The following is a 17,029-nucleotide window of genomic DNA, read 5'->3' as shown; positions in this document are numbered from 1 at the left end:
CTTGAGCTTGTGCACCCCTATACCTGAAATATGTTTGCAGAATTTCTAAACCGGCTGTTTCAGCCCGAACCCGACCCGCTTGACGATGGCGATGCCCGTCTCGCGCTCACCGCTCTTCTTGTCCGCGTCGCCCGCAGCGATGGCGACTACGCGGCTTCCGAGATCATTCGTATCACCCGGATCGTCGAGGCGCGGTATAACCTTTCGCATGACGCGGCTGAGGCGTTGCGCATGGATGCCGAAACCCTCGAATCCGAGGCCCCCGATACCGTCCGCTTTACCCGTGCGATCAAGGATGCGGTGCCATATGAGGAGCGCGTCGCGGTGATCGAGGCGCTTTGGCAGGTGGCCCTCGCCGATGGTGAGCGTGAGAGCCACGAGGATTCGCTCCTGCGGCTCGTCTCGAACTTTCTGGGCATCTCCGACCGCGACAGCGCGCTCGCCCGCCAACGGGTCACGCCCACCGGATGATCGCCGCTCTGCCGATGTATGACCGGCCCCAGACGGCGGCCGCGAACGACCGGCTCTGGCAGGGCATGCGCGTGGCCTTGGGATATGGACCTGAGAGCCTCAGCCGCGACGGCGATCTTTGGGAGATCTGGCAAAGCCCCGATCTGCTGCTGGCGCAGACCTGCGGCTACCCGTTCCGCACCCGCCTGCACCCTCATGTGCAGCTTGTCGGCACGCCCGTTCTCGCCCTGCCTAACTGCCCGCCGGGGCAGTATTGCAGCGTGATTGTGATCCGCGCCGATGATCCGCGCGACACACCCGAAGCCTTCGCCGCCGCCCCCTTCGCCTATAACGAGGCGCTCTCGCAATCCGGCTGGGCCGCACCGCAAAACTGGGCCGCCGCGCGCGGCTTCAGTTTCACCAATCCGGTGCAGACCGGCGCGCATCGCGCCTCGGCCATGGCCGTCGCCGAGGGCCGTGCCGACATCGCCGCCATAGACGCGCTGACTTGGGACATCCTGCGCGCCCATGACCGATTCACCGACGGTTTGCGGGTTCTCGCCCGCACAGACCCGACCCCGGCCCTGCCCTATATCACCGCCCGAGACCGCGACCCGGCCCCACTCTTTGACGCGCTGCAAACGGCCATCGGCGCGCTCACGCAGGACGACCGCACAACCCTCGGCATCACCGGCGTCATCCGCCTGCCCGCAACGGATTATCTCGCCGTGCCCAATCCCCCGCCACCGCCTCCGAATTGAGCTGACGATACGTCAATTCGGACGCCAGCCCCGCCATTCGCCCGCATTGCAAGTTGCATTGCACCATTTTTTCAGCCCTATTGTCATGAAAACGATAAACGACCAGCCAACAGGGTGACCCGCTTGACCACGACTCCGGTCCTCGAAATCCGTAATCTGCACAAGGCCTACGGCGCGCTCGAGGTGATCAAGGGCGTCGATATCACCGCGCCCAAGGGACATGTGATCTCGCTCATCGGCTCGTCCGGCTCGGGCAAATCCACAATCCTGCGCTGCGCCAACCTGCTCGAGGACAGCCAGCAAGGCGATATCCTGTTCAAGGGCGAGCCGGTCAAATGGCGCGGCGAGGGGCTGAACCGCCACCCGGCGGACGCGGCCCAGGTCCTGCGCATCCGCACCAACCTGTCCATGGTGTTCCAGCAGTTCAATCTCTGGGCGCATATGACGATCCTGCAAAACGTGATGGAGGCCCCGGTCACCGTTCTGGGCCGCGACCGCACCGAGGCCGAGCACGCCGCGCGCGGCTATCTCGACAAGGTCGGCATCGGCGACAAATGCGACGTCTACCCGGCGCAACTGTCGGGCGGCCAGCAACAGCGCGCCGCCATCGCCCGCGCGCTCTGCATGGAGCCCGAGGCGCTGCTCTTCGACGAGCCGACCTCCGCCCTCGATCCTGAGCTTGAACAAGAAGTAATCCGTGTTATCAAAGACTTGGCCAACGAGGGCCGCACCATGATGATCGTCACCCATGACATGAGCATGGCCCGCGATGTCAGCGACCACGTAGTCTTTCTGCATCAGGGCCTGATCGAGGAAGAAGGCGCGCCCGACGCGCTCTTCGGCGCACCGAAATCCGAGCGGCTACAGGGCTTTCTCAGCTCCACCATGGCCGCCTGAGACCAACCAACCAAAGGGAGAAAACCACTCATGAAAAAACTCATGCTTTCCACCGCCGCCTTCGCCATGATGGCGGGCATGGCCATGGCACAGGACGTCGTCCGCCTCGGGACTGAGGGCGCCTACCCTCCGTGGAACTTCATCAACGACGCGGGCGAGGTCGACGGCTTCGAGCGCGAGCTTGGCGACGAGCTGTGCACCCGCGCCGAACTCAACTGCGAGTGGGTGACGAACGATTGGGACAGCATCATCCCCAACCTCGTCTCGGGCAACTACGACGCCATCATCGCCGGCATGTCGATCACCGACGAGCGCGATCAGGTCATCGACTTCACCCAGAACTACACGCCCCCCGATCCGTCGGCCTATCTCGGCATGTCCGAGGGCGTGGACGTGACCGGCGGCGTGATCGCCGCACAGACCGGCACCATTCAGGCGGGCTATGTCGCCGAATCCGGGGCCACACTGGTCGAATTCGCCACGCCTGAGGAAACCATCGCCGCCGTCCGCAACGGCGAGGCGGATGCGGTGCTGGCCGATAAATCCTACCTCGCGCCTGTGGCGGAGGAGGATGCCGACCTGATGTTCGTCGGCGAAGACGTGCCACTTGGCGGTGGCGTCGGCATGGGCGTGCGCGAATCCGATGGCGAGTTGCGCGAAACTTTTGATGCCGCAATCCAGTCGATGAAGGATGATGGCTCGCTCAACGAAATGATCAAGAAATGGGAAGTCTCCTCGACCTTCGAGTGATCCAATCCCGCCCCCGCGCGCCCTGCGCGGGGGCCTCTCCACCCGAGGGAGGCCGCCATTTTTTCCTTCTGCGCCGATCCATCGACTCTTGAGGGCCTGAAATGGCTGTCGTGCTACCTCACCACGGGCAAGCACGCCAATCTCTATGTCGCCACCGGCACCGTGCTGCTCTTGCTGGCAATCACCGCCCCCACAGCACTCGCCTTTGGCTTTGGCGGGGCGATGGCCGCGCGCTCGCGCTTTGCGCCGCTCAGCTGGTTCGGCAAGGGCTATATCGCCATCGTGCGCGGCGTGCCCGATATCGCGTTCTTTCTGTTCTTCGTCATCGCCCTCGATCAGCTCTTCGAGGCGATCCGCCACAAGGTCAAATGCCCGGACTGGGATCAGGCGATCTGGCAGGGCAATGATTTCGTCGTCTGTCAGGCGGCCAAGCTACCCTTGGGCAATGCCCCGCAATGGATGCACGAAACCTACGGGTTTTTCCTCGCCGTCCTGACCTTCGCCATCGTGTTCGGGGCGTTTGCCGCCAATGTCCTCTTTGGCGCGATGCGCGCCGTCCCGCATGCGCAGCTTGAGACCGCCGCCGCCTATGGCTTCTCGCGGCGTCAGACCTTCTGGCGCATCCTCGTGCCGCAGATGTGGGTCTATGCGCTACCCGGCCTCAGCAATCTCTGGATGGTGCTGACCAAGGCCACGCCGCTGCTGTTCCTGCTCGGTGTCGAGGATATCGTCTATTGGGCGCGCGAGTTGGGCGGCACCGCCAACCCCCGCTTTACAGACTACCCGCATGGCGACTGGCGGATGTGGTATTTCCTCGGGTTGATGGTGTTCTACCTCGGCCTCACCCGCCTCTCCGAACTCTATCTCGAACGCCTGATGCAGCGCCTCACCCACGGACAGGCCACCACCGGCGGCGAAGCGCAGAGGAAAGCGGCATGAGTTGCTGGCAGACCGTTCAGGATTACGCCTTCCGCTCCCTCGGCTACGGCGAACGTCTGCTCCCGCGCGAGGGTTATACGCTGTGCGAGCATTTCACCCTGATCGGATCTGGGATGATCTGGAATGTCTATTTCGGCGTGGTCGCCCTTCTGGCCGGGTTCTTCCTCGCCACCCTCGTGGCGCTTGGCAAGGGCGCACATAACCCGCTGGTACGCAAGCCGTCGGAATGGTTCATCTTCATCTTTCGCGGCTCGCCGCTCTTCATTCAGTTTTTTTTCGCCTATTTCCTGTTTCTCTCGCTGAAATCCGTCAGCCCGGTTTTCGACGCCTTCACCTCCGCCTGGCTCGGGGCGCTGATCGTGCTCTTTCTCAACACCGCCGCCTATTCCGGGGAAATTTTCTACGGCGCGTTGCGCTCCATCCCCAAGGGCGATGTCGAGGCCGCCGATGCCTATGGTTTCACCGGCATGGCGCGGTTTCGCCGGATCATCTGGCCGACCATGCTGCGGCTGGCCTGGCCCGCCTATACCAACGAGGCGATCTTTCTCTTTCACGCCACGACGCTGGTGTTCTTCTCCGGTTTTCCGGCCTGGCAGCAACGCGGCGACGCGCTCTATTACGCCAACTATTTCGCTGACAAGACCTTCAACCCCTTCGTGCCCTACCCGATCCTCGCCGGGTATTTCATCCTGCTCACGCTGGTGATCATCGGGATTTTCGGGCTGATCAACCGCCACCTCAACCGCCACCTGCCGCAAGAGGCACGGCGCGGGCTGAAACTGCGGATGAACGTGATCCGTTAGAAGCATGTTGCACAAAAGTGGACACCGGTTTTGTGCTCCTCGAACATGCGGCATCAAAAATGAAGGGGTGCTATGGCGGACGTGCTGATTCTCATTCCCGCCGCCGGGGCCTCGTCGCGGATGCGCGGGCGCGACAAGCTGATGGAGGACGTGCGCGGTGCGCCGCTGCTGCGCGATCGGGTCAACATGGCGCTCAGCCTCGGGCAGCCCGTCCTCGTCACCCTGCCACCCGACCGGCCCCTGCGCGCCGAGGCGCTGCGCGATCTCGCACAGCCGCAGCTTTCCACCGTGAGTGTCGAGGATGCCGCCACCGGCCTTTCGGCCTCATTGCGCACCGGGGCCGATTGGGCGCTGCGCCACGGCCATACCGCACTCTTGGTGCTCCTGCCCGATCTGCCGGACCTGACCGCAGAGGACATTAACACCGTTCTGCAAACCTATGATGAGAGTAAAATAATTCGCGCCACAGCCCAGGACGGAACCCCAGGGCATCCCGTGCTCTTCCCGGCCACGTTCCTGCCCGCGATGCGCCACCTCACAGGCGATCAGGGCGCACAGGACATCCTGCGCGCCAATCCCGTTCAAACCGTCAGATTACCGGGCGCCCGCGCCACCACCGATCTCGACACGCCCGAGGCGTGGACCGCATGGCGCGCGAAGCAGTCTTTCGCAAATGACAAGAACGGACCCTGACGCCCAAGGGCCGAAATAGAAACAATCCCGACACAAAGCCGAGATTGTTTCCGAACTCACAAATTGATCACTTCAACGGATTTTAATGACCGGCGCGGACGCGCGCCGGTCTCCGACAAAGCCTTATTCAACCAAGAGCCGCGCTTCGTGTTTCTTGAGCGACCGGCGCGCAGCCTGATAGGCCTCGATGCCCTGAGCCTCGCGCAGTTCCGGGAAGAGATGATAGATCTCGTCCCGCTGCGCTGTCCCCATGCCGTCAAGCACCTGCTCACCCGGCTGGAAGCTCTCGGTCCATGTTCCGTTGGACAATACGACCTCGTGTTGATCACACATAAAGTGGACATAACTCGCCGCACGCGTCTCGACCTGCTCGACGCCCTCGATACCGGTCAGGTGCTTGGCTGCCGCCAGCACTTCGCGGTCCTCAAAGTATAGCGCGGCCCGCTCCGAATTTAGCAGAATTCGGTGCTGCGGGCTGACCAGCATGTCGCGTTCAGGCAGACCGTGGCCCAATGCACCGGCACGGATCAGAACCGGGCGAAGCTGGGGTGATTGCACCAGTTCCTGCCCGCTGAGATCGCGCTGACCAATCCAGCGGATTTCCTGCAAGCCGTTGTCACGGGTGATCACCTTGTCACCGACCCGAAGCTCCTCGACCAGCCGTTCGCCACGCGGCGTCGCAATCGCAGTGCCGGGGGTGAAACAGGGAATCAGGTTCTCGATTTCGCTGAACTCCAGCGTTCCCCGGGTGGTGTCATCGGGATTCTGGAAATTCACCGTGCCAGAGGTCGAGTCGCCGTCCGGATCCGTCGTTTCACCGACGATCTCGAACCGGCCCAGACCGCGCAGGTCAAGCGTGTCGAAATCGTCTTCGACACCGTCCGCCGTGCTGTCACCAGTGCCACCGTCAATGGTATCGCCCGCGCCGACATCAAGGAACACGTCCCGATCATCGCCACCGCCAAGGCTGTCAGACCCTTCGCCGCCGCTGATCGAATCGTTACCGATGCCGCCGAGCACGGTATCATCGCCCTGCCCACCGGTCAGGTCGTCATCACCGGCACCACCGTCAATATTGTCATTGTCGATACCACCGTCGATGACATCATCGCCGGCACCACCTGTGATCGTGTCATCGTCATCCTGACCAAAGATGGTGTCATTGCCATCGCCGCCATCAATAACGTCACGTCCATTGTCCAGTTCTGGATCGGTGGCGTCAGGAATGTTGAGCTCGTCGGGGAAAGACGGATCGAGCCCGCCAAACACAACGTCATCACCAGCACCGGCGCTTATCGTGTCAGAGCCCTCGCTACCGATGATCGTGTCGGCTCCATCGCCGCCATCAATCTCGTCCGCGTCGATGCCGCCGTCGATCGAATCGTTACCCGCTCCACCAAAGATTGTGTCTGCATCGTCGCCTGTCGAGATCACATCATCGCCATCGCCGCCATCGACAAGATCACGGTCGTCGTCAGGATCGGCATCCGCCGGAACCGTGGTGCCAAAGCCCAGATCGGGTAACGGCGCCGTAGAGGTCGGAGAGCCGGAGTCGATCGTGTCATTGCCAGCCCCGCCTGCGATGGTGTCGCTGCCGACATCGCCTGCGATACTATCATCGCCACCGGCACCATCGACCTCGTCATCGCCGAGGCCTGCCAGCACCGTGTCATCTCCCTCGCCTGCGCGGATGCTATCATCATCGGGCGCAGCACCCGGCAGGATCGCATCGCCCGCATCGACAAAATCGCCGTCCGGGTCGCCATCGTAGGCGGTGTCAATAAGATCGGGACCGGGCGTACCTTCAACGATGCCGTCACGTGTAGGAGGCGGCGCATCACCGACCGTTACGGTCACACTACCTGTATCCGTGCCTCCATTGCCGTCTGTCACCGTGTAATCAAACGTATCACTACCCGAGAACCCGGCATCGGGCGTGTAGGTGATCGAGCCGTCGGCATTGACCGAGGTCGTGCCATTCGCCCCATCCGTAGCGCTGTCAACGCTGAGCGAGTCGCCGTCCACGTCCGTGTCATTGGCCAGAACCGGGATATCGACAGGCGTCTCGAAATCTGTTGTGTCGGTATCCTCTCCTGCCACCGGAGCGTCATTGACCGGCGTCACCGTGACCGTCACCGTGCCCGGCGTGCTGTTGCCGGTGCCATCCTCGGCGGCATAGGTGATTGTGTCCGTGCCGTTGAAATCGGGGTTCGGCGTATAGGTCAGGGTATTGTCGGCATTCACCGTGACAGAGCCATTGGTTGCGGTGGCGCTACCCACCGTCAACGGATCGCTTTCGGGATCGCTGTCATTCGCGAGCACGGGAATATCGACCGGCGTGTCTTCATCCGTGGTGGCCGCGTCAGGATTGGTGACCGGTGCGCCATTCTCGGGCAGCAACAGGTTCTCGATCTCGGCAAAGGTCATTTCACCAGAGATTGCCCCATCCGCGTCGACGAACTCGATGCGTCCCGAGGTCGAATTGCCATCGGGATCATCGGTCTCTTCGGCCACGCGTAACGGGCCAGCGCCAGTCAGATCGAGCGTGTCATCGTCGTTACCGCCGCTGCCGCCATCAACGGCATCGCCAGCATTACCGCCTACGATCAGGTCAGCATCATCGCCGCCCTCAATGCTATCTGCACCGACGCCACCGGTCAGAACGTCATCGCCCGCCTCGCCAAGGAGCGTGTCGTCGCCATCGTCACCGATCAGCGTATCATCGCCCGGCGCACCGTCGTCGACGACGCCAGTTGTGGCCGGGTTGAAATACACATCCGTAACGTTGATGCCATCGGCCGTTCCATCCGGATCGGTGTAGCGGATCACCAGTTGCGAGACCGGCCCCTCGATACTCACCTCCAACGAATTTTCGGGGCTGTCATCGGTGCCCGCCCCGCTCCCGATAGCCTGTTCGTCGCTGACGACCGACACATTGCTACCGCCTGTCAGAGTTACAGGAACGAGGTTGTCCTCGGCGTCAAAGGCAAAGACCTGCACATCCTCGGTCCCGTCCAAATCGTTGATCTGGAACGAGACATCCGTCACGCCCTCCGAGAATTGCAGCTTGAGATCGGTGGTGTCGGCATTGGCCAGCCCCGCCGCGAGTGAACTGTTGGCATCGGCGGGGGCGCCGCCGGTGTCCACGCCGGACACATCTTGCGTGTTATCCGCGAATTCGGTCTCGACCGGCCCGGTTGCCGCGAGCACCGAAAAGGTCACGTTAACAGAACCCGTATCCTGCGTGAAAAATACGATTGGATCGAGCGCCTCGATGGGATTGTCGTCATTAGGGTCGGGGGCCAGATCCCACTGAAACGCAGCGCGGCCGCCGCCGCCAGATCCATCGCTGTCGCCAACCAGCATGTCGTTGCCCGCGCCACCCTCGACAGAGTCGCTGCCAGATCCAGCAAAGACCGTGTCGTCACCCTCGCCCGCGAGGATCGTGTCATCGCCGCCGAACCCATCGACAACATCGTCATTGGACCCGTCCGGCGCGTCATTGGCATCGATGCGATCGCCTTCGGGATCGGCAGCGTAATCCAGATCAATACGATTTCCGGAGTTGTCGCCTTCAACTCTATTAATAGCCATCTTTATCTCCCATGCCTACGCGGCATATAATTGTGACCCTGCTCATAACGCCTGAGCCGACCGTTTAGAGGCAGGCGGCGACCAGCACAGAACCAAAGGGGAGAAATGCCGGAGCACGACACCCTTGAGATGGGCACAAACGCCCAAAGCTCTCAAAAGACAGCTTTTATCGTCTCTCATTGCGAACACACGTCAGACCTAGCATGTTACTTGGTTTTGTGCGGTCGCCCCCGAGACCTACAGACTTCACCCCCCAGTTGGGCTACACCAACATTAGCGATTTGCGTCCTTGGCCCCAAGTAAAATCTGGCAAAAGAAAGTCCTAATTGCGCCATCGAGATTGAGGCCCAGCCTCGAGCTAGGCCCTGAAGGTACTGCCTTCATGCAAAATTGTTTCCAAATCTTAGAAAACAATTACACAAAAAATGCTAAAAACTTAAATTTTTCATATGTAAAAGCCGTTGCGGCACAGTTCGAGCGGGGCGCAATGTTTCCATACGTGAAACAATGATCCAGCAGCGATCGTTTGCCCTATCATCGTGTTCGGATTGAGGCATAAGCAACGCTTTGGAGACAATTTTTCTCAAAAGATACAATCGTCACCCCAACGGAAACGAACTTGGCGATAAAGAGATGCACCGAATCTCCAAGTCGTAGGCGGATCAGCGCATTTTGGACCTTGCCCGGCATAATTTTTTGAGAATGGCGCAGATGATGGGACGAACCAAGAACCTGCATCGCTCGCTTCGTTGCTTGAAGAATTAGAAGATTGGAGTGCGGTTCTCAAGGCTGAGCCGGACGTTATCCACAAGCTGCGGGAGTTTAAGGCTGCGGCACGGGGGCGCATGGCGATGCCGAAGCTGACAGGAAATCCAAGAAAGCTGGACGCACGCCGCTGCGGGGGCCGTCGATATGAGAGGTGGTCGCGAGAATTCGGACCAGTTGTTAAGGTGGATCGCATGACGACGGACGTGATCCAGAATGAAGAAACGAAAGAACCATTCCCCAGAGTTCAAAGCCAAGGTTGCGCTTGAAGCGATCCGTGAAGAGATGACGCTGGCGGAGTTGTCCAAGAAGTACGGCGGTCATCCGACGCAGATCGGCACCTGAAAACGAGCGGCGGTAGCGAACATGGCGGCAGCATTTACACGCCGAGGTGCGGCCCCGGAACAAGTGAGCGCGGCTGACGTCGACAAGCTACATTCCAAGATTGGGCAGTTGGTCGTGGAACGGGATTTCTTGGCCGAAGCCTCGCATCAGTTGCTCGGGACGCGAGGCAAAAAATGGTGAGCGGAGATCCAAGTACTACAGTTGCAGATTAAGTCGTGTTTTCCGGTGAGCGCCGCCGGATTTCGGGAACGGGATATAGCCCAGCTCGTCGCTGATGACGCAATCCAAGGCTGACAATTGCCGGGATAAAAAATTTCATGAAATGGAATTCATCATTAAAAACAATATTTTAAATTGGTTTAATGGTGCCCCCACACGGACTCGAACCGCGGACCTACTGATTACAAATCAGTTGCTCTACCAGCTGAGCTATAGGGGCTTGAGCGCCTGATTAGCCAAGGAGATCAGGCTCTGCAAGGAAAAATCTCACGCACATGATTTTGCACTTACGGGGCGATAATCTGGACACCCTGTATTCTCTCGATCTCGAAGATATCCTCGTCATAAATTTCGGTCAGCGAACTGACCAATTCATCCGTCCAACCAGGCACATCAAGCTCTTGCTCTATGGCGCCCTCATCAGCGAACTTATCAAGAAACGCGGCGATCACCCTGCGCTTTTGCACCTCGCTCATTCCGGGATGCGCCGCCATGTACGCGTGAAACCGTTCCAGACCGGGCCCTGTCATGATTTCTTCAATCAGGCTAAACTCACCCTTGAACGAAACAGTCGGATCGATAGCGGCCATTTCGCGAACCACTTGGGCCCATATCAACGGCGTGTCCTCGTTGCACCAGACCGTGACCGGTATGTCAGGATGCGCCTTGCGCACCCGCGCAATCATCTCTGACCAGCGCAAATCAGTCGCCTCGCAGCCCCGCAAAAGCCCCTCCATCGTGTCAAACTCGGTCCCGGCCATGAGGGCGGGCAGGAAGGTCGCAGGGTTCGCGAGCCCCAGGAAAAGCTCAAGCTGGTCGTCGGGAAAAAGCTGTCGAAAAAGACCAAGGCGCAGCTCGGCCGCCCCATAAAACCGACCACTGCCGACCGACATTTTGGGCGTACCGAAAAAACCTGGATTGGACAGCACAAGCCGGTCTACCGCGCCTTCCTCGCTGATCGCGTCAACCAGAATATCGCGCGCATCGGCACCAAGACCGGTCTGTTGCGCTTGATGCAGGATATCACGCAACAACCGCCGATAGCGGGACGGATCGGGCACATTGGTGCCGTACTCTGCTAGCATGGTACGATTGGCGGACAGACACCCGATGAGCCTATCCTCATCGGTATGGTGGGCTCCTGCGTGAATAACGACCTGCATCCGTTTCCCGGCTTTCCTTGACCTGCGCCAACACTATAAGCTGTTTTCATCCGAGCGAAACCGTAAACGCCTTGCGTTCTGGACAACTGAACCGATCAGTTTATGTTCGCAGGCAAAGGTCGTGAAAGGGATGCGCCGTGCCACTTTCCATCAATGGTGTTGATCATCGTCTGGAAGATATCGAACCCGACATGCCGCTGCTCTGGGTCCTGCGCGACGTGCTCGGCATCAAGGGGCCGAAATACGGCTGCGGCATCGCGCAATGCGGCGCCTGCACGGTGCATATCGACGGCCAGGCCGTGCGCTCCTGCCAGGTGGCCGTCGGCGATGTCTGGGGTCCCGTGACCACGATCGAGGGGCTCGGCACGCCCGACGCCCCGCACCCGGTGCAGGCAGCGTGGATCGACGCGCAGGTGGCGCAATGCGGCTATTGCCAGTCGGGACAGATCATGCAAGCCGCGAGCCTGCTGGCAGAGACGCCGAACCCCACAGATGAGGACATCGACGACGCCATGTCCGGCAATCTGTGTCGCTGCGGCACCTATCCGCGCATCCGCGCCGCGATCAAGGCCGCCGCCAAGTCCATGAGCGAGGGGGCCTGATATGGGACGCGTGAAAACCATCGCTCGCCGCACGTTCCTGACCGGCTCGGCGGCCATCGCGGGCGGCGTTGCCTTTGGGGTCTGGCGGTACAAGACACCCTATGCCAATCCCCTGCTTACCGATCTGCCCGAGAACGCGGCGGCGCTCACCCCTTATGTGCGGATCACGGCCCATTCGATCACCCTGATCACCCCCCGTGCCGACAAGGGTCAGGGCGCAGTCTCGGTGCAGGCGGCGCTGATTGCCGAGGAACTCGACGTGTCGCTCGATCAGGTCGAGACCGATTTCGGCCCGCCCAGCCCCGCCTATTACAACACCGCGCTCGCGGGCGACGCGGTGCCCTTCCGCGCCACCGATGACAGCTGGATGGCCGAATCCGTGCGCGACCTCGCCGATGCGCCGATGAAATTCCTCGGCATGCAGATCACCGGCGGCTCGACCACGGTGCCTGATGGCTTCGAGAAGCTGCGCCATGCCGGGGCGGTGGCGCGCGAGACGCTCAAGGCCACGGCGGAGCGGCTTCATGGGGTGGAACGGTCCGCGCTCAGCACCGAGACAGGCGCGGTGATCCTACCCGACGGCACACGGCTCAGCTACCAGAGCCTTGCGTCAGAGGCCGCACGGACCGACCCGGTCACCGGTGTCACCCTGCGCGATCCCTCAGAGTGGCGACTGCTCGGCAAGCCGATGCAGCGCATCGACATCGTGCCGAAATCCACCGGCACGCAGGGTTATGGCATCGACATCGACCTGCCCGACCTGCTGCATGCCGCGATCCGCCTGAACCCCGGTCAGGGCGCGGCCCTCACCGGCTATGACGCGTCAGAGGCCGAGACCATGCGCGGCGTCGAAAAGATCGTCGAGATCCCCGGCGGTATCGCGGTGATCGCCGACAACACCTGGCGCGCGATCCGCGCCGCCGAGGCCATCACCTGCGACTGGGCCGCCGCGCCCTACCCCGCTGCGATGGCCGACCACTGGCAGGCGCTCGCGGACAGCTTCACAAGCGACGCACAGGACAGCCAATTCCGCGACGAGGGCGATGTCGAGGCGGCGCTACAGGGCGGCACAGATATCGAGGTCGAGTACCGCGCGCCCTATCTCGCCCATGCCCCGCTGGAGCCGCTCAACGCCACGGTGCGCTACACGCCCGAGCGCATCGACATCTGGACCGGCACGCAGGTGCCGCGTTTCATCGAGACCAATGTCGCCCGGATCACCGGAATTGACCGTGACCGCATCCACGTCCACGCAGAGATGATCGGCGGCAGCTTCGGCCACCGGCTGGAGGATGACGTGGTCCGCCATGCCACCCATATCGCCATGGCCATGCCGGGCCGTCCGGTGAAACTCACCTATTCGCGCGAAGAGGACATGGCGCATGACTTCCCCCGCCAGATCGCTATGGCGCGCGGGCGCGGGCGGGTCGAAAACGGCCGCGTCACCGCCTATGATCTGGGCATCGCCATGCCCTCGGTTCTGTCGTCGCAGATGGGCCGTCAGAACATCCCAGCGCCGGGGCCCGACCTGCAAATCGTGGCAGGCGCATGGGATCAGCCCTTTGCCATCCCCGATTACCGCGTCACCGGCTACCGCGCGCCGGAACTCGCGCCGATCTCAAGCTGGCGCTCGGTCGGCGCCTCCTCCAACGGGTTTTTCCACGACTGCCTGCTCGATGAGCTCATTCACGCCGCCGGGGCCGACCCGCTCGAGGAACGCCTGCGCCTATGCACCCACGCCCCCTCGCGCGCGGTGCTGGAAGCGGTGGGCGAAATGTCGAACTGGGGCAGCGCAATGGACCCCGGCGCGGGGCGCGGCGTTGCCTATTGCCTTTCGTTCGGGGTGCCCTGCGCGCAGGTGGTGGAGGTCAGCGACACCGAGGACGGCATTCGTCTCACTCGCGTTTACGTCGCCGCCGATGTCGGCCGCATCCTCGACCCGGTGAATTTCGACGGGCTGGTCAAGGGAGGCGTGCTCTTCGGTTTGAGTCACGCGATGAACTGCCAGATCACCTATGCAGACGGCGCGGCAGAGCAGCGTAATTACGACCAGTATCAGGCCATGCGGCTCTACCAGTGCCCCGAGATCGCGGTGCGCGGGCTGGAGACCGGCGACAAGATCCGCGGCATCGGCGAGCCACCCGTGCCCCCGGCCCCCGCCGCACTGGCCAACGCGATCTTCGCCGCCACCGGCACGCGGCTGCGCGAGATGCCCTTCGACAAGCACGTGACCTTCGCCTGAGGCCCTTGCCCCCGCCCGCGCGGGGTGGTTCAAGACAGGTATGCCGCATATCCTGACCACTCTCGCGCTGCTCGCGCTCTCGGGCCTTGCCGGGTTTGCCGCGCAGGCCGTTGGCACCCCGCTGCCCTTCATGCTGGGGCCACTCGCCTGTTCCGCGCTGATCGCGACCGCGCTGCCCCGGCACCTGCCGCAGGGCTACCGCTTTCCGACCTGGATGCGGCTGGTGTTCATCGCGATCATCGGGCTGATGATCGGATCGCAGGTCTCGCCCGCGCTCTTTACCGAGGCGCATCACTACGCGCTGACGCTTGGCGCGGTCACGCTCTTCGTCGGGCTGGCACATGGACTGGGCTATGCGGTGTTTCGCGCCCTGGGCGGCTATGACAGCACCACCGCCTTTTACGCCAGCACCCCCGGCGGGCTATACGAGAGCATCGAGATGGGCGAGGCGGCAGGCGCCGACATGACCCGGCTGATGATGCAGCAATTCCTGCGAATCATCGTGGTGGTGACGCTGCTGCCCTTGGGCCTGTCGCTCTGGCTGGGGGAGCCTGTGGGCAGTGCGGCGGGCCAAAGCCTGGCGCGCGGCGATGTGCCATGGTCGGACCTGCCGCTGGTGGCGCTGGCGGGACTGGCCGGGCTGGGGCTGGGCCAAGCCCTGCGCCTGCCAGCCGGGCAGATGACCGGGCCGATGGCGGTCGCGGCGCTGCTGTCGCTGACCGGCTGGCTCAGTTTCGACATCCCGCAATGGCTGGTGAACCTGGCGCAGATTGTGCTGGGCACGGCCCTCGGCATGCGCTTCACCGGGCTGAGCCGGGGGCTGTTGCTGCGCGGCGCCGGGCTGGCGCTGGTGTCGGTGGGCGGCATGCTGACGATTGGCGTCGGGCTGGCCGCGCTGCTGCATGGCATGACGAACGAGCCGGTGGACGTGCTGGTGATCAGCCTCGCCCCCGGGGGTGTCACCGAAATGGCGCTGGTGGCGCTCAGCCTGCAGGCCAACCCGGCCTTCGTCACCCTTCACCACATCTACCGCATCTTGCTGACGGTCGTGGCCCTCGGGGTGATCACCCGGTTGCGGCAGCGCATTGGGTAAGCGGCGGATCATGGGAATTTTTGCCAAGAAGAAACCGAGGCTTTGACAGTCCGGCACGCAGACGGTATCTGAACACATGTTCATTTAATCGCGGGAGAGCGGCATGCGCATCGAGGACACGGCGGCGATCATCACGGGCGGGGCCTCGGGGCTGGGCGAGGCGACGGCGCGGCAGTTCCGCGCGGCGGGTGCGCAGGTCACCCTGCTCGACCGGGACGCCGAGCGCGGGCGCGCACTGGCCGAGGAGATCGGCGCCGGGTTCGCCGAGACCGACGTGACCGACGAGGCGTCGGTCAGTGACGCCATCGCCACAGCCAAGGCCAACATGGGCAGGATCACGACCGCGGTGAACTGCGCCGGCATCGCCACCGGGGCCAAGGTGCTGGGCCGCGACGGGCCGCACCCGCTCGACGCCTTCCGCCGCACCATCGACATCAACCTCGTGGGCACGTTCAATACCGCCCGGTTGGCCGCCGCCGCGATGGCCGAAAATGCCCCCGATGCCGACGGCGCGCGCGGCGTGATCGTCAACACCGCCTCTATCGCCGCCTTTGACGGGCAAAAGGGACAGGCGGCCTATGCGGCCTCCAAGGGCGGAATTGTCGGGCTGTCGCTGCCGATGGCGCGGGATCTGTCGCGCGAGGGGATTCGCGTCATGGCCATCGCCCCCGGAATCTTCGCCACCCCGATGATGCGCGGGCTGCCGCAGGACGTGCAGGACAGCCTCGCCGCCGAGGTGACCTTTCCCAAGCGGTTGGGCGACCCGGCGGAATACGCGCGGCTGGCGCGGTTCATCGTCGAATGCGGCTATCTCAACGGCGAAGTGATCCGCCTCGACGGGGCGCTCAGGATGCAGTGATTAATGTCACAGCACTTTACTTTATAATAACCCTGACCGAAACGCAGCGTGTATTGCCGCACTCGGGCTCAATCTGCGCCTTCTGTCTCGATTTTCAGCTCACGGCCACAATGTTTGCAATGGATCGCATCCGGATCGTGTTTCAGCAGGCCACAGCCATCACATTTGTGGCGGACTTTGGCGGGTAGAAAAATTGCCCGCGCCAGCCGCAAAAAGAGACCGACACCAACGACCATGATCCCTACGGCCAAGAGCCGTCCTGTTCCGGTGGTCATGGCGATATCGCCAAAGCCCGTTGTCGTGAGCGTCGTCACAGTGAAGTACAGGGCATCTACATAGGTATCGAGCCCGGGTTCCTTTCCGCCGCGCAGCAAAAGTACAAGCGCAGTCATTGCGAAGATGAAAACAAGCAAATTCACCGCGGAAATGATGGCATCCTCATGCAGCCGAAAGGCCCGGACATCACGCCGGAGATCGCGCAGCAAATGGTAGGAATGCACCAATCGGAGCGCCCGCAACAACCGCAATGCCGCCAGACCCTGCCCCAGAAACGGGGCGGCCAGAAGCGAGGCGATCACCACAAGATCGACAAGGACATAGAGCTGGCGCAAATGCTTGAGCTTGTTATCAGCGATCCAAAGGCGGCACGCGAAGTCCAAAAGGATCAAGATCGCGATACAGGCATCCGACGCAATCAACGCGGGGCTCAGAGCCAGTGTCGCCGTGGCGAGAAAGAAGATGATCGTGACTGCATCGAAGACAAGCAACGCATAGCGAAACCGCGTCGCGCGTTTGCTACGCCCTTCATAGAGGAGCCGGATACGGTCTCGAATACTGCGGTCGGATGTGCTCAT

Annotated in this window: 15 protein-coding genes and 1 tRNA gene; 12 read left to right on the top strand and 4 right to left on the bottom strand. The window is 62.2% G+C overall.

Features of this window, described 5'->3' with window-relative positions:
* The first annotated feature begins 30 nt into the window (after positions 1 to 30).
* The 7 genes from Q0X85_RS17195 (at position 31) to Q0X85_RS17165 (ending at position 5,293) form a co-directional block, all read left to right on the top strand.
* Complete coding sequence (locus tag Q0X85_RS17195; protein WP_297774034.1) at positions 31 to 471, top strand: TerB family tellurite resistance protein; 441 nt, start codon at positions 31 to 33, stop codon at positions 469 to 471.
* Complete coding sequence (locus Q0X85_RS17190; protein ID WP_297774033.1) at positions 468 to 1,211, top strand: PhnD/SsuA/transferrin family substrate-binding protein; 744 nt, start codon at positions 468 to 470, stop codon at positions 1,209 to 1,211. Before Q0X85_RS17195 ends, Q0X85_RS17190 begins: the two co-directional genes overlap by 4 nt.
* A 123-nt stretch (positions 1,212 to 1,334) precedes the next feature.
* Positions 1,335 to 2,108 (top strand): ATP-binding cassette domain-containing protein, encoded by a 774-nt coding sequence (locus Q0X85_RS17185; RefSeq protein ID WP_297774032.1) that lies wholly within the window; start codon positions 1,335 to 1,337, stop codon positions 2,106 to 2,108.
* A gap of 30 nt (positions 2,109 to 2,138) precedes the next feature.
* Positions 2,139 to 2,858, top strand: coding sequence for a transporter substrate-binding domain-containing protein (locus Q0X85_RS17180; protein WP_297774031.1), 720 nt, complete (start codon positions 2,139 to 2,141; stop codon positions 2,856 to 2,858).
* Positions 2,859 to 2,915: 57 nt separating this feature from the next.
* Positions 2,916 to 3,797, top strand: coding sequence for an ABC transporter permease subunit (locus Q0X85_RS17175; protein ID WP_297774090.1), 882 nt, complete (start codon positions 2,916 to 2,918; stop codon positions 3,795 to 3,797).
* Positions 3,794 to 4,600, top strand: coding sequence for an ABC transporter permease subunit (locus Q0X85_RS17170; RefSeq protein ID WP_297774029.1), 807 nt, complete (start codon positions 3,794 to 3,796; stop codon positions 4,598 to 4,600). Before Q0X85_RS17175 ends, Q0X85_RS17170 begins: the two co-directional genes overlap by 4 nt.
* Positions 4,601 to 4,672: 72 nt before the next feature.
* Complete coding sequence (locus Q0X85_RS17165) at positions 4,673 to 5,293, top strand: nucleotidyltransferase family protein (protein ID WP_297774027.1); 621 nt, start codon at positions 4,673 to 4,675, stop codon at positions 5,291 to 5,293.
* 123 nt (positions 5,294 to 5,416) lie between these two features.
* On the opposite strand, the gene Q0X85_RS17160 is transcribed toward Q0X85_RS17165, so the two are convergent.
* On the bottom strand, positions 5,417 to 8,887 hold the full coding sequence (locus Q0X85_RS17160) for a Hint domain-containing protein (protein WP_297774026.1): 3,471 nt from the start codon (positions 8,885 to 8,887) through the stop codon (positions 5,417 to 5,419).
* A 981-nt stretch (positions 8,888 to 9,868) separates the two neighbouring features.
* Between Q0X85_RS17160 and Q0X85_RS17155 the strand changes: the two genes are divergently transcribed.
* Positions 9,869 to 9,997 carry a transposase gene (locus Q0X85_RS17155; protein ID WP_297774025.1) on the top strand — a complete coding sequence of 43 codons (129 nt, stop codon included), beginning with the start codon at positions 9,869 to 9,871 and terminating at the stop codon, positions 9,995 to 9,997.
* A gap of 363 nt (positions 9,998 to 10,360) precedes the next feature.
* Here the strand turns inward: Q0X85_RS17155 and Q0X85_RS17150 are convergent.
* A tRNA-Thr gene (locus Q0X85_RS17150) sits at positions 10,361 to 10,436 on the bottom strand.
* Positions 10,437 to 10,503: 67 nt separating this feature from the next.
* On the bottom strand, positions 10,504 to 11,379 hold the full coding sequence (locus Q0X85_RS17145) for a hypothetical protein (protein ID WP_297774022.1): 876 nt from the start codon (positions 11,377 to 11,379) through the stop codon (positions 10,504 to 10,506).
* A gap of 137 nt (positions 11,380 to 11,516) precedes the next feature.
* On the opposite strand from Q0X85_RS17145, the gene Q0X85_RS17140 reads away from it, so the two are divergent.
* From Q0X85_RS17140 to Q0X85_RS17125, 4 genes are all read left to right on the top strand, one after another.
* Positions 11,517 to 11,981, top strand: coding sequence for a (2Fe-2S)-binding protein (locus tag Q0X85_RS17140; protein ID WP_297774020.1), 465 nt, complete (start codon positions 11,517 to 11,519; stop codon positions 11,979 to 11,981).
* A gap of 1 nt (position 11,982) precedes the next feature.
* A complete protein-coding gene (locus Q0X85_RS17135) occupies positions 11,983 to 14,223 on the top strand; it encodes a molybdopterin cofactor-binding domain-containing protein (RefSeq protein ID WP_297774018.1) in 2,241 nt (746 codons plus the stop codon).
* Positions 14,224 to 14,263: 40 nt separating this feature from the next.
* The gene (locus Q0X85_RS17130) at positions 14,264 to 15,316 is read left to right on the top strand and encodes an AbrB family transcriptional regulator (RefSeq protein WP_297774015.1); all 1,053 of its coding nucleotides are present in this window, start codon (positions 14,264 to 14,266) and stop codon (positions 15,314 to 15,316) included.
* 103 nt (positions 15,317 to 15,419) lie between these two features.
* Positions 15,420 to 16,175 (top strand): SDR family NAD(P)-dependent oxidoreductase, encoded by a 756-nt coding sequence (locus tag Q0X85_RS17125; RefSeq protein ID WP_297774013.1) that lies wholly within the window; start codon positions 15,420 to 15,422, stop codon positions 16,173 to 16,175.
* Between the two features lie 68 nt (positions 16,176 to 16,243).
* Here Q0X85_RS17125 and Q0X85_RS17120 read toward each other — a convergent pair whose 3' ends face one another.
* On the bottom strand, positions 16,244 to 17,029 hold the full coding sequence (locus tag Q0X85_RS17120; RefSeq protein WP_297774011.1) for a potassium channel family protein: 786 nt from the start codon (positions 17,027 to 17,029) through the stop codon (positions 16,244 to 16,246).

The organism is uncultured Roseovarius sp., assembly GCF_947259555.1.
In the GTDB taxonomy this organism is placed as follows: Bacteria; Pseudomonadota; Alphaproteobacteria; order Rhodobacterales; family Rhodobacteraceae; genus Roseovarius.
This window is presented reverse-complemented; position numbering and strand designations above follow the sequence as displayed.

What these genes read in the sequence shown, in the direction of transcription:
- Q0X85_RS17195 (WP_297774034.1), top strand. Translation starts at nt 31, where the DNA reads ATGTTTGCAGAATTTCTAAACCGGCTGTTTCAGCCCGAACCCGACCCG.
- Q0X85_RS17190 (WP_297774033.1), top strand. Translation starts at nt 468, where the DNA reads ATGATCGCCGCTCTGCCGATGTATGACCGGCCCCAGACGGCGGCCGCG.
- Q0X85_RS17180 (WP_297774031.1), top strand. Translation starts at nt 2,139, where the DNA reads ATGAAAAAACTCATGCTTTCCACCGCCGCCTTCGCCATGATGGCGGGC.
- Q0X85_RS17170 (WP_297774029.1), top strand. Translation starts at nt 3,794, where the DNA reads ATGAGTTGCTGGCAGACCGTTCAGGATTACGCCTTCCGCTCCCTCGGC.
- Q0X85_RS17165 (WP_297774027.1), top strand. Translation starts at nt 4,673, where the DNA reads ATGGCGGACGTGCTGATTCTCATTCCCGCCGCCGGGGCCTCGTCGCGG.
- Q0X85_RS17160 (WP_297774026.1), bottom strand. Translation starts at nt 8,887, where the DNA reads ATGGCTATTAATAGAGTTGAAGGCGACAACTCCGGAAATCGTATTGAT.
- Q0X85_RS17155 (WP_297774025.1), top strand. Translation starts at nt 9,869, where the DNA reads ATGAAGAAACGAAAGAACCATTCCCCAGAGTTCAAAGCCAAGGTTGCG.
- Q0X85_RS17145 (WP_297774022.1), bottom strand. Translation starts at nt 11,379, where the DNA reads ATGCAGGTCGTTATTCACGCAGGAGCCCACCATACCGATGAGGATAGG.
- Q0X85_RS17135 (WP_297774018.1), top strand. Translation starts at nt 11,983, where the DNA reads ATGGGACGCGTGAAAACCATCGCTCGCCGCACGTTCCTGACCGGCTCG.
- Q0X85_RS17130 (WP_297774015.1), top strand. Translation starts at nt 14,264, where the DNA reads ATGCCGCATATCCTGACCACTCTCGCGCTGCTCGCGCTCTCGGGCCTT.
- Q0X85_RS17125 (WP_297774013.1), top strand. Translation starts at nt 15,420, where the DNA reads ATGCGCATCGAGGACACGGCGGCGATCATCACGGGCGGGGCCTCGGGG.
- Q0X85_RS17120 (WP_297774011.1), bottom strand. Translation starts at nt 17,029, where the DNA reads ATGAGCACATCCGACCGCAGTATTCGAGACCGTATCCGGCTCCTCTAT.